Consider the following 11,549-nt stretch of genomic DNA (forward strand, 5'->3'; position numbering starts at 1 on the left):
ACTTTCGGAAAATTCCCCGAATTTTAGCGAGATTGAAGCGGCTCGTGGGGCTTTAGAGCGTTTTCCTCTATAGCGTGGCGGTACCACGGGCGAGGACCTCGCTTAGCAGGTGCCCTAAGCGGGTTCCTTGAGCCAAACGTAGGACAGATTAAGCCCTTCGGCAAGCTCAGGACAGGCTCTGCGTATCCGGCATTTCGTCCATCGAACGCCGGGAACGGCTTCGCCTTATCTCGGCCTACTAACCCTCCCTCACCCCAGCCCTCTCCCAGAGGGAGAGGGAGCTTTACCTAGCAACCCGATACAAGAAGACGAAAAATCCTCCAGCCCGCGATGGTTTACGCAGTCGCGGGCTAAAGCCCCCTCCCACGCTTCAACTACCGGGTATCAGCAGCGGATTGAATCCCAGGCGTTCGTATCCTTCCTCGGCCATCAGGATATCCAGGGCCAGGGTGGCGAGGTCGTCGGCGAAGGGGTCGACGAACGGTTCCTTTTCCCGGTTCATGAGCTTCACGTAGGTCTTGCAGCCGGCGCAGGCTTCCGCCTTGACGGCCTCGCCCGCCCCTTCGAGGCCGAAGTAGGACACGTCCTTGCCGGAGCCGCAGTGTATGCAGTGGATGCGGGGCCGGTTCCATTCGGTGGAGCACAGGCTGCAACAGAGATAGCGGAGGCCTTGCACGGAACCGCCGGTCTGCAGCACGCTCGCCACCGGCCATGAACCGCAGACCGGGCAGCGATGCCCGGACTCCATCGCGCCGAACTCGTCCGGGTCCAGGCGGGCCGCCGACGACGTCCAATTCGCTTGCAGAGCGGCGGCCACGAAAGGGGCGAGTCCGGGATCGATGCCCTCGAAGTCGGCGCCGAGGAGACGTGCCGCCCAGTGTTCGAGTTCCTCGTCCGCCGCCCATCGGATGCGCTCGCACAGCGCGGCGAGCGGTTCCGCTCCGGAGTTCAGTTCCCCGGCAATAAAACGCAGCGCTTCACGCCAGGCGGGGTCGCGGTGCCGGCTTGAAATATCCAGCGGCGGTCTGCCCGTGTACGAATCCGGCAGGGGCGTGTGGGGAAAGCGCTCCCAAAGACTGTGCTGAACATCGGTCAGATCGGCCATCAACGCCAGGTAGCCGGCCAGGGTCGATCGGCCTTCGGCGAGTCGCCGGAAGCGCGCCGCCCGCTTGGCGAACGGCGACTGCCGGGGCGGCAATCGCAACGGAGGCGGAACCCCTAAGCTCTGACTGCCTTTCGGCGTGCCTCCCCGCTCGGAACCGCCTCCCGTTCGGATCACTGTTTCTCTCCTCCCATCACCCGCTTGTACCATCCGGGATGATGTTTGCGCGCCCAGGCCCGCGTGACGGTGCCGCGCACCATCGCGCCGAGGGTCCCCTTGATCCATAGGCCGGCATAGATGTGGACGATGATGCCGCAAATGATGACGAAGGCACAGACCGCGTGCAGCAGCAGCGCCAGGCGGACGATGTCAATGGGGAAGTAGTGGGCGAACCAGGGCCGCCAGATGACGATGCCGGTCAGCAGCAGAACCGAGATGGTGCCGATCATGGTCCAGAACAGCAGCTTCTGGCCGGCGTTGTAGCGGTCCACTTCCGGCAGCCCGTCCTCGCGGTTCCGCACGACGTCGCCGATGCGCCGGAGCCAGGCGATGTCGTTGCGGGTCAGGAGGTTGTGATGCCAGAACTTGAGGGCCAGCAAGGAAAAGGAGACGAACATCACGACGCCGATGTAGGGATGCAGGATGCGCGTCCAGGTGGGACCGCCGAAAACTTGCGTGAACCAGAACATCGACGGATGGAACAGCGCCAGCCCCGAAAAGGCGAGCATGAGGAAGGTGATCGCCGTGATCCAGTGGTTGAGCCGTTCCGACGGGCTGTAGCGATCGATCAGTTTCGGGCCGTGCTGGGTGCTCATGCCTTGTTCTCCTTGTCTTTCTCGCCTTCATCCTCTTCGGTTTCGTTGGGACCGACGGTGACGTAATGGAAGAACCCGGCCAGGGCGGTGAAGAATATCGCGGCGGTGGCGAGAGGCTTGAAGATGCCTTTCCACAGCCCGACCGTGGGACTGATGACCGGGTCCTTGGGCAGATCGTTGTAGAGTCCGGGCTTGTCGGCGTGGTGCAGCACGTACATGACGTGCGTGCCGCCGACGCCGGCGGGATCGTACAGTCCGGCGTTCTCGAAGCCGCGTTCCTTCAGGTCGGCGATGCGCTCGTTGGCGTGCTCGATCATGTCTTCCTTGCTGCCGAAAACCAGGGCCTGGGTCGGACAGGCCTTGATGCAGGCGGGTTCCAGGCCGACCGCCACCCGGTCGGAGCAAAGAGTGCATTTGTACACCTTGCTGTCCTTCTTGGAGAGGCGCGGAATGTCGAACGGGCAGCCGGCGATGCAATAGCCGCAGCCGATGCAGTTTTCCTCGTGAAAATCGACGATGCCGTTCGAGTATTGGATGATCGCGCCCGGCGACGGACAGGCCTTGAGGCAGCCGGGGTCGGCGCAGTGCATGCAGCCGTCCTTGCGGATCAGCCACTCCAGCGTGCCGTTTTCCTCGGTCTCGGCGAAGCGCATCAGCGTCCAGCTGTTGGCGGTGAGATCGTGCGGGTTGGTGTAGGAGCCCTCGTTGATCCCGACTTCCTCGCGCAGGTCGTTCCATTCCATACAGGCCGACTGGCAGGCCTTGCAGCCGATGCACTTGGTCACGTCGATGAGCTTGGCCACCTCCGTCATCTGCCGCTGCTGCGGACTCGGCGTCGTGGTGGCGGATCGACGGACGATATCCAGGGATTGCAATGCCATAGCTAAACCTCCGTCCGGCCTTTGAGGATGCGCGCCAGCCAGGAGATCTGCCTGGCCGGCTTGTCGTCCTCCAGAATCACCTCGGAACGCCCGCGCTCTTCATGGCCTTCGCCCGGCTTGTGGGTGTGCGGCATGAGTTCGCTCAAATCCTTCTCCACGTTGACCAGGAAAGCCTTGAACTCCGGGGTCTGGGTGTTGGCGTCGCCCAGGAACGGCGTCAGGGTGTTGGCGATGTAGCCTTTCCGGGTCGCCCCGGTAAAGCCCCAGTGGATCGGGATGCCGATCTGATGCACGGTCTGCCCGGCCACCTGCAGCGCCTTGATGCGCTTGGTCACCAGCGCCACCGCTTTGATCGCGCCGCGCTTGGAGCGGACCGTCACCTTCTCGCCGTTGGCGATGCCGAGTTCCTGGGCCAGTTCCTCGCCGATCTCCACGAACTGCTCCGGCTGGAGCGGGGCGTTGATCTTGGAGTGCTTGGTCCAGAAATGGAAATGCTCGGTCAGACGGTAGGTGGTCGCCACATAGGGAAACGCCTCGCGGTCGCCGAGCATGGCCTTGTCGTTCGCGAACACGCGGGCCGCCGGGTTGCTGATCACCTTGGCGTGCAGCGGGTTGCCGCCCAGCGGGCTTTCGAAGGGCTCGTAATGCTCGGGGAACGGTCCCTCGGCCATCAGATGCCGCGCAAACAGGCGGGCGACGCCTTCGTCGGTCATGATGAACGGCGACACGCCGCTGTCCGGTCCGGCATCGGCCTTGAAGTCCGGCACGTCCGGTCCGGTCCATTTGGCCCCGTCCCATTCGATCAACTTGCGCCTTTCGTCCCAGGGCTTGCCGGAGGGATCGCAGGAGGCGCGGTTGTACAGAATCCGCCGGTTCAGCGGCCAGGCCCAGGCCCATCCCGGCGCGATGCCCAGCCCGCTCGGATCGGAGGGGTCTCGCCGTGCCATCTGGTTGCCTTCCTCGGTCCAGGAACCGCAGAAGATCCAGGTGCCGCTGGCGGTGCTGCCGTCGTCCCTAAGCTGGGCGAAGCTCGACAGTTGCCGGCCGGCCTTGACCAGCACCCGGCCCGGCTCCTTGGGGTCGGGAATGTCGGCCAGGGCGTAGCCGTTGAATTCCTTCGCCAGTTCGTCGGCCGCCGGCGCCTCGGGAATCCGATAGGGCCAGTGCAGATTCAGGATCGGATCGGGGAACGCGCCGCCCTCCTGCCGGTAAAGTTCGCGCACCTTCAGGAACAGCTCGGCCATGATGTCGATGTCGGTGCGGCATTCGCCCGGCGGCTCGGCGCCTTTCCAGTGCCATTGCAGCCAGCGCGAGCTGTTGACCAGCGAACCTTCCTCCTCGGCGAAGCAGGTCGTCGGCAGGCGGAACACCTCGGTCTGGATGTCCTCCGGCTTCACGTCGTTGTACTCGCCGTGGTTTTGCCAGAACTCCGAGGTTTCCGTGGACAGCGGGTCCATGACCACCAGGAATTTCAAGCGGGACAGGGCGGAAACGATTTTGCCCTTGTTCGGGAAGGACGCCAGCGGATTGAAGCCCTGGCAGAAATAGCCCGTCATCCTGCCCTGCTCCATCAGATCGAAGACACGCAGGCCGTCGTAGAGCTGATCGATCTTGGGCAGCCAGTCGTAGCCGAAATCGTTGTCCGGCGTCGCCGCCCGGCCGTACCAGGCCTTCATCAGGCTGGTGTGGAATTTCGGGTAATTGGACCAGAAGTTGACCTGTCCGGGCCTAAGCGGCTTGGGCGTGCGCTTCTCCAGATAGGCGGCGCGGGTCGTTTCCTCGTCGCGGGCGAGGTCCATGTAGCCCGGCAACTGATCCGAGAGCAGCCCCAGATCGGTCAGGCCCTGGATGTTGGAATGGCCGCGCAGCGCGTTGACGCCGCCGCCCGGCATGCCGATGTTGCCCAGCAGCAACTGCACGATCGCCAGCGTCCGGATATTCTGGGACCCGATGCTGTGCTGGGTCCAGCCGAGCGCGTAGAGGCTCGTCAGGGTCCGGTTCGGCGCGGCGGTCGAGGCGATCGTCTCGCACACTTTCAGGTACAGATCCTTGGGCGTGCCGGTGATGTCGCTGACCATGTCCACGGTGTAGCGGGAGACGTGCTGCTTCAGCAGATTCAGGACACAGCGGGGGTGCTGCAAGGTTTCGTCGATCTTGGCGAAGCCCCGCGCGTCTAGCTCGTATGCCCAAGTGCTTTTATCGTATTTCTGCGTCTTCTCGTCGTAACCGGTGAACAGCCCCTCGTCGAAGCCGAAATCCTCGCGCACGATGAAGCCGGCATTGGTATACGCCTTGACGTACTCGCGCTGAATGGCGTCCTTCTCCAGCAAATAACGGATCACGCCGCTGAGGAAAGCGATGTCGGTTCCCGCGCGGATCGGCGCGTAAAAATCGGCTACCGAGGCCGTGCGGTTGAAGCGCGGATCGACCACGATGAGTTTGGCCTTGTTGTGGGCCTTCGCCTCGATCACCCATTTGAAGCCGACCGGATGCGCCTCGGCGGCATTGCCGCCCATCACCAGAATGGCGTTCGCATTCTTGATGTCCATCCAGGTATTGGTCATGGCGCCGCGACCGAATGTCGGAGCAAGACTTGCCACCGTCGGTGCGTGTCAGACGCGAGCCTGGTTGTCGAGCGCTACGATGCCTAAACTGCGGAGAACCTTGTGGGTGAGATAACCGGTTTCGTTGGAGGCGGCCGAGGCGGCCAGAAACCCGACCGTCGGCCAGCGGTTGACCGTCTGCCCCTTGTCGTTTCTGGCGACGAACCGGCGGTCGCGGTCTTCCTTCATGAGTTTCGCGATGCGGTCCAGCGCGAAGTCCCAGGTGACCCGCGTCCATTCCTTGGCGCCCGGCGCGCGGTATTCCGGAAAGGTGACGCGGGTCTCGCTGTGGACGAAGCCCAAGAGGCCGGCGCCTTTCGGACACAGGCTGCCGCGGCTCACCGGATGGTCCGGATCGCCCTCGATGTGAATGATTTCGGATTTGGCATTCTTCGCCTTGTCGCCGAGGCTGTACAGGATGATGCCGCAGGCTACCGAGCAATACGGGCAGGTATTGCGGGTTTCCGTGGTGCGCGTCAGCTTGAACGTGCGCACTTCCGCCAGCGCTTCCCCGGGCGAAAAACCCAAGGCCGTCAGCGTCGAACCCCCGAGCGTTGCGGCACTCAGTTTGAAAAACTGACGCCGTGTAACTTGCATGGTTTTGTACCTCCTGGCGAACAAAAACAAAGTTGGAAGGTAGGAAATTCAGGTCTAATGTTGGCACGGATCGTTTACACCCTCAACACTTTCGATCCCCCCCGGCGGCGGCACCGCGGGATATCGGCTCAGTCGAAGTGAAACGCCCAGCTTTCCCGGTGCAGTTGCCGCTGCAGGACGATCCGGCGCGGCGGCTGAATCCATAAGGTCCAGGTTTGCTGGTGGTTCCGGTAAGGCTCCCTGACCGATTTGAACGGCCGCGGCGTCAGCACGGCCAAGCAGAAACCGCCGGGCGCGCGGACCGATTCGTAGCGAATCAGGTCGATCCCGGCTTCCCGGGCTTGTTGCGCCAGCCATTGCGTGCCCGTGTAATCGGAAGGATGCGTCCAGATTTCCCGATCGGAGACCAGGGGCGGCTCCGAAAGGTCGACGGCTTTGTCTGCGGCCGCATGAAATTCGAACAGGGTCAGTTCCACGCTCGCGGAGCGGCCCGACAAACCTTCGCTATCCAGCCAGAAGCGCAAGCGCCAGTAGCCGCATTCGGCGCAGGCCGTCCGGCGGTCCTCGGCGCCGTACAAAACGCCGGGATCGGTGCGTCGGCGAAATCGCGACCCGCCCGGCAGCGGCCAATAGCGGAACGGCGTCGCCAGGAGCCAGTGCAAGCCTTGCGCTTCAGCCGGCAGGCGCGGCTTGGCCCGGTCGAGGATATCCTCCAGCAGCGTCTGATCGTCCAGATCGCCCGACGTCAGATGCATGGTGGCAATCCGGTGCTGCGCCTCCACCGCCCGCCAGCCGCGGCCCCGCCAGGGGCGGGCCTCAGACCCGAGCGCGGTGGGCGTCCAGATATTCGCAGGCATGAATGAGACCGTCGACGCGCTTGATGAGATCCAGCGGCCGCTGTCCGTCGAAGGCGCGGTTGGCCGATTTCAGCCAGCTTCGGGCCAGCTCGTCGTCGCCGCCCACCAGCGAGGACAGCGAACGGTACAAACGCACGAAATGGGTGGCCAGCTCCCAGGGCTTGCCGCCTTCGGGAAGGGCGTAGCGGCCGTTCAACAGCCGGGAAGCGGTCGGCTGGCTGGCGCCGATGATGCCTTTCAGGTCGCTGGGGCCCAATCCCAGGCGGCGAGCGGCCTCGACCACCGCTCGAGTGAGCACGCGCGAACGCTCCGTAACCGGGGCTGAAACTGAACGTGTCATGGTGTCGTCGCCCGCTTGCTTAATCGATAACTTTTATTCTCGTGAATAAAACTATCACGAAATATACTACATGAATATCGATTGGAGGGGCGAGCCCGCAAAAACTATCCGCGAATCATCGGAACGCTTCGCGTCTGTGCAGCCCTTCCCTTCGCTTTTCCGATCGGCGGACAATCCGCACCCCGTTTCCGATTCGGACGAGCGGACGGAACGGCAAGCATGCAATCGGTCGCAAGGCGCGGTCAAACCATACTAAAGGAAGCTCTGGTTAAGTCCTTCGACAGGCTCAGGACGAACGGTAACGCATTGATTCCGTTCGTGGTGAGCTTATACGGAATCGACTTAATCAGAGCTTCCTAAAGGGGTCCGGTGAATTTCGAAGCCCCGACTGCGCCGGCGGGGCGATTCGGACAGGGCTTCGCTTTCTTTGCGCACAGCCGAAAATATCCTCCCATCCCGAAAAGGCCGGAATCCCATGAACTCGCTAGCCGCCTTCTTCGATCAGCAAACCGGGCGTCACGGACTTCGGCCGGCCGTTCGCTACCGGCCGCGATACCGGACCGTTCGCTGGAGTTACGACGAACTCCGGGAACACGCGCTCGGAATCTCGCGAGCGCTGGCCGCGCACGGTATCGCATCGGGAGATCGCGTGGTTCTTTGCGCCGAAAACTCGCCGTACTGGGCGGCGGCCTTTTGCGCCATCCTGGCCCGCGGCGGCGTGGCGGTTCCGCTGAATCCGAAAAGCACGCCGGACCAGTTCGGCCGGATCGGCCGGTCCGCCGAACCCAAACTGGCCCTGCTGTCGTCCTCGCTCGCCTGGCCCGACGAGTCGCTGCCTTGCCTGCCGGTCGACGCGGCTTACGCCGCAGGCGCCGCCGGGACGATTCGGGATCGAGCCCCGTTCGAAAACTCCGGCGAACTCGCCGAAATCATCTATACCTCGGGAACGACCGGTGACCCCAAGGGCGTGATGCTCTCCCACCGAAATCTCCTGGCCGATCTCGAGGCCGTGATGAAAGCGGTGCCGCTGGCGCCCGACGACCATATCCTCACGCTGATTCCGCTGTTTCACGCATTCGGCCAGATGACGGGCCTGTTGTGCCCGCTGCACAGCGGATGCTCGGTCACCTATCTCGCCGCCCCGACCACCCGCGCCATCCGCGAAGCCCTGATCTACACCCCGGCGACGCACCTGGTCGCCGTGCCGGAAGTGCTCAAAACCATGATGGACCGCCTCGAAAGCCGGCTGGGCCGAATGCCGGGCTTCCTCCGGCGCGCCCTGCGCGGCCGCATTCGCACGCGCATCTCCGGCACGCTCAGGACCATCGTGTGCGGCGGCGCGCCGCTCGATCCGACGCTCGAGGACAAATGGTGGAACCTGGGCTTCGAGGTCTTGCAGGGTTACGGTCTCACCGAAACCAGTCCGGTCATCAGCACGAACACGCCCGCCGCCCATCGTGCGGGATCGGTCGGAAAGCCGCTTGCCGGCGTCGATGTCAGGCTGGCGCCGGACGGCGAGATTCTGGTCCGCGGTCCGATCGTGATGCAGGGATATTACCGGGACGCCCGACGCACCGGGGACGTTCTGGCCGACGGCTGGCTCAAGACCGACGATGCCGGGCGATTCGACCGGGACGGCTTTCTGTACGTGTTCGGGCGCAAGAAATATATGATCCTCGGACCGAGCGGCGAAAACGTCTTTCCGGAGGATCTGGAAACCGAGCTGAACCGCCTCCCCGGGATCGCCGACAGCGCCGTGGTGGGCTTGCCGAAGAACGGCCGGACCGTGATTCACGCCGCGCTCCTGTGCGAGCCGGACCGGGCCCCCGGCGCCGTGGCCGAGGCCAATCGCCGTCTGGCGCCGCACCAGCAAATCGCGAGCTGGTCGGTTTGGCCCGAGGCCGATTTCCCGCGCTCCGTCACCCGCAAGGTCAAAAAGGATGAGGTCGTCGGCCGGCTCGGCAGCGAGCCGCCGAGCCGGCCGCTCCAAGACGGACGAATCACGCCGCTCAAGCGGCTCTTGGCCGAAGTGACGCAAACCGATATCGGCGCCGTCGGCGATTCGACGCGCCTCGCCTCCGGTCTGAATCTGGATTCTCTGCTGCGGATCGAACTGGTTTCGCGCATCGAGGACGAATTCGGCGCCTGCGTCGAAGAGATGCAAATCACGCCGGAACTGACGGTCGCCGATCTGGAGGCGCTGGTGCAAGGCCAAAAGGGGCGAATGCCGGAGCTCGGCCGCTATCCGCGCTGGTCGAATTCCGTCTGGGCCGCCCGCTTGCGCCCTCTAGCGCAACGGATTTTCTTCCGCTGGTGGCTGTCGATCTTCTGCCGGCTGCGCGTAGAGGGCGTGGAGCATCTGGCAAACCTTAGGGAACCGGCGATCTTCATGGCGAATCACCGCAGCTTCCTCGATTCCATCGTCGCAACCTGGGCCATTCCTGCGCCCGTTCGTTCGCGCCTCGGCATCGCGGCCGCCACTCATGTTCTTTACGGCGCGTACGCCTGGTTTGCGCCGCTGGCGGAACTCGCCTTCAACGCCTTTCCGTTTCCCACCCGGACCCGCGAGAACATTCGGCCGGGGCTCGACTATATCGGCCGCATGCTCGACGACGGCTGGAACATTCTGATTTTCCCCGAGGGACAACTGAACCGTTCCGGGCAGCCGCTGCTGGACTTGAAAGCCGGTACCGGGGTGATCGCCGCCGAAATGGGCGTTCCCGTGGTTCCGCTAGCGATACGAGGCACGGACGCCATCCTGCCGCCTGACGCGCTCCTCCCGCGGCGGCGGAGCGCCGTGACCGTACGATTCGGACGGCCTCTGCGGTTGACCGGACGGGGATACGCCGACGCCGCGGCTCACATCGAATCGCACCTGCGGCGTCTGCTCGGAGATCGGGAAGGCTGCGAATAGCCGACGTCGCCGCTGCGAGCGATACCGGCAGCCCGAAAAGCCGTCAGGTCTTTTTGCTGTGCCGGATCAGGCGGCGGCGCTTTCGGACTTGGCGGGCGGTCAGCACGTTGCGCTTGTCCTTGAACGGATTCTCGCTGCTCTTGAATTCGAGCTTGATCGGCGTGCCTTGTATATCCAGGGCGTCCCGAAAGGCGTTGTTCAGATAGCGCTTGTACGCGCCCGGAATTTCTTCCGTCTGGTTGCCGTGGATCACGATGACCGGCGGGTTCTGGCCGCCCTGATGGGCGTATTTGAGCTTGATGCGCCGTCCCCGGACCAAGGGGGGCTGATGGGCGGCCAAGGCGTCCTGAAGGATTTTGGTGAGCCGCGAGGCAGACAAGTCCCGCATCGCGGCCTCGTAAATGGACTCCACCGCGTCGAGCAGATGGCCCACGCCAGTGCCGTGCAGCGCGGAGATGTAATGCTTTTCCGCGAAATCGAGAAACGGCAGCTTCAAATCGATCTGGCGCCGCACCTGATCCTTGTGGTCCGGGCTGAGTCCGTCCCATTTGTTCAGGCCGATGATGAGCCCGCGGCCGATGTCCAGCACCATCCCCAGCAGCGTGGCGTCCTGGTCGGTCACGCCCTCGCGGGCATCGATCAGGAAGATCACCACGTGAGCCTTTTCGATGGCTTGCAAGGCTTTGATGACGCTGAATTTTTCGATGGCCTCGGAAACCCGCCCGCGGCGGCGGATGCCGGCGGTATCGATCAGGGTGTACGTTTTGCCGTGACGCTCGAAGGGAATGTAGACGCTGTCCCGCGTGGTTCCGGGCTGATCGTAAACGACCACCCGCTCCTCTCCCAGAATGCGGTTCACCAGGGTCGATTTGCCCACGTTGGGGCGTCCGACCACGGCGATGCGGATGCCGGGCGATTCTTCCGCGGGTTCGAGCTCCTTCGAAGCCGGCAATTTCGCCTCCAGTTCGTCGAGCAGCGCGTCGATGCCGAGGGCGTGGGACGCCGAAATGGGGTGCGGTTCGCCCAGGCCGAGCGCGTAGAATTCGCCCGCCACGACCGCCAAATCGGCCCGGTCGATCTTGTTCGCCACCAGGAAAACCGGCTTTCCGGTCTTGCGCAAGCGTTCGGCAATGGCTTCGTCGCCGGCATTGAGACCGTGGCGCGCGTCGACCAGCAGCAGGATCAGGTCCGCTTCTTCCAGCGCGTAACTCACCTGGCGCATGGCCTGCTCGTCGATGCCGAGCTCGGTCTCGACGATGCCGCCGGTGTCGACTACGAAATAATCCCGTTGGCCGCGCCTCACCCGGCCGTACTGCCGGTCGCGGGTCAAACCCGGAAAATCCGCCACGAGCGCATCGCGGGTCCTGGTCAGATAATTGAATAAGGTGGACTTGCCGACATTGGGGCGGCCCACCAGAGCGACTACGGGTAACATAAACT

General features: G+C 63.7%; 7 protein-coding genes and 1 pseudogene. 1 reads left to right on the plus strand and 7 read right to left on the minus strand.

The window, feature by feature from the left end; genetic code table 11:
* Positions 1–370: 370 nt before the first annotated feature.
* From fdhE to ACWJKU_RS16850, 6 genes and pseudogenes are all read right to left on the minus strand, one after another.
* The gene (gene fdhE, locus ACWJKU_RS16825) at positions 371–1,279 is read right to left on the minus strand and encodes a formate dehydrogenase accessory protein FdhE (RefSeq protein ID WP_454144126.1); all 909 of its coding nucleotides are present in this window, start codon (positions 1,277–1,279) and stop codon (positions 371–373) included.
* Positions 1,276–1,917: a formate dehydrogenase subunit gamma gene (locus ACWJKU_RS16830; RefSeq protein ID WP_454144128.1), complete on the minus strand. Its 642-nt coding sequence runs from the start codon at positions 1,915–1,917 to the stop codon at positions 1,276–1,278. Before ACWJKU_RS16830 ends, fdhE begins: the two co-directional genes overlap by 4 nt.
* Entirely contained in the window at positions 1,914–2,798 is an 885-nt protein-coding gene (fdxH, locus tag ACWJKU_RS16835; RefSeq protein WP_454144130.1) for a formate dehydrogenase subunit beta, read from the minus strand. The genes ACWJKU_RS16830 and fdxH overlap by 4 nt, the downstream gene beginning before the upstream one ends.
* 149 nt (positions 2,799–2,947) lie before the next feature.
* Positions 2,948–5,998 (minus strand): annotated as a pseudogene (gene fdnG / locus ACWJKU_RS16840) (formate dehydrogenase-N subunit alpha); the annotation flags it as partial.
* Positions 5,999–6,126: 128 nt separating this feature from the next.
* Positions 6,127–6,855 carry an RES family NAD+ phosphorylase gene (locus ACWJKU_RS16845; RefSeq protein WP_454144132.1) on the minus strand — a complete coding sequence of 243 codons (729 nt, stop codon included), beginning with the start codon at positions 6,853–6,855 and terminating at the stop codon, positions 6,127–6,129.
* Positions 6,815–7,153 carry an MbcA/ParS/Xre antitoxin family protein gene (locus ACWJKU_RS16850; RefSeq protein ID WP_454144134.1) on the minus strand — a complete coding sequence of 113 codons (339 nt, stop codon included), beginning with the start codon at positions 7,151–7,153 and terminating at the stop codon, positions 6,815–6,817. Before ACWJKU_RS16850 ends, ACWJKU_RS16845 begins: the two co-directional genes overlap by 41 nt.
* Positions 7,154–7,670: 517 nt before the next feature.
* Between ACWJKU_RS16850 and ACWJKU_RS16855 the strand changes: the two genes are divergently transcribed.
* Positions 7,671–10,109 (plus strand): AMP-binding protein, encoded by a 2,439-nt coding sequence (locus tag ACWJKU_RS16855; RefSeq protein ID WP_454144136.1) that lies wholly within the window; start codon positions 7,671–7,673, stop codon positions 10,107–10,109.
* 43 nt (positions 10,110–10,152) lie between these two features.
* On the opposite strand, the gene der is transcribed toward ACWJKU_RS16855, so the two are convergent.
* On the minus strand, positions 10,153–11,544 hold the full coding sequence (der, locus tag ACWJKU_RS16860; protein ID WP_454144138.1) for a ribosome biogenesis GTPase Der: 1,392 nt from the start codon (positions 11,542–11,544) through the stop codon (positions 10,153–10,155).
* Positions 11,545–11,549 lie beyond the last annotated feature (5 nt).

The sequence above is a fragment of the Methylocaldum sp. MU1018 genome, from assembly GCF_053646775.1.

Coding starts and splice junctions, on each gene's coding strand:
- ACWJKU_RS16830 (WP_454144128.1), bottom strand. CDS start 1,917: ATGAGCACCCAGCACGGCCCGAAACTGATCGATCGCTACAGCCCGTCG.
- fdxH (WP_454144130.1), bottom strand. CDS start 2,798: ATGGCATTGCAATCCCTGGATATCGTCCGTCGATCCGCCACCACGACG.
- ACWJKU_RS16845 (WP_454144132.1), bottom strand. CDS start 6,855: ATGCCTGCGAATATCTGGACGCCCACCGCGCTCGGGTCTGAGGCCCGC.
- ACWJKU_RS16855 (WP_454144136.1), top strand. CDS start 7,671: ATGAACTCGCTAGCCGCCTTCTTCGATCAGCAAACCGGGCGTCACGGA.
- der (WP_454144138.1), bottom strand. CDS start 11,544: ATGTTACCCGTAGTCGCTCTGGTGGGCCGCCCCAATGTCGGCAAGTCC.